The 303-nt window shown below is 59.7% G+C and carries 1 protein-coding gene; it reads left to right on the top strand.

The window, feature by feature from the left end:
• The coding region (locus tag QWI17_RS03165) for a hypothetical protein (protein ID WP_302721053.1) at positions 1-295 on the top strand (295 nt) is incomplete at its 5' end.
• Positions 296-303 lie beyond the last annotated feature (8 nt).

The following is a 303-nucleotide window of genomic DNA, read 5'->3' as shown; positions in this document are numbered from 1 at the left end:
CGCCAAAGTGCTCGACCACAAGCGCAAGAACAAGTCCCGGGGCATGGTCGGCCTGGCTGCGTGCATCGAGACCGAGCAAGGTGATGTGGTCATGGTGATCAGTTGCATCCAGGCGTCTGCCCCGCAGCTGGACGACGACGTGCTGGGCATCCAGTGGAAGCTGAACAAGAGCCGCTACTACGCCGGTACGGCGGTGCTCACCCTCAACAACTTCGTCTACGACAAAGTGCGCGAAACCGTGGAAAACAAACTGGGCGTGCGCAGCGTCGAGAACGTTCTGCAGTACGACATCTGATTGCCTGG

This window comes from Gilvimarinus gilvus, from assembly GCF_030518155.1.
GTDB classification, from domain to species: Bacteria; Pseudomonadota; Gammaproteobacteria; order Pseudomonadales; family Cellvibrionaceae; genus Gilvimarinus; species Gilvimarinus gilvus.
This window is presented reverse-complemented; position numbering and strand designations above follow the sequence as displayed.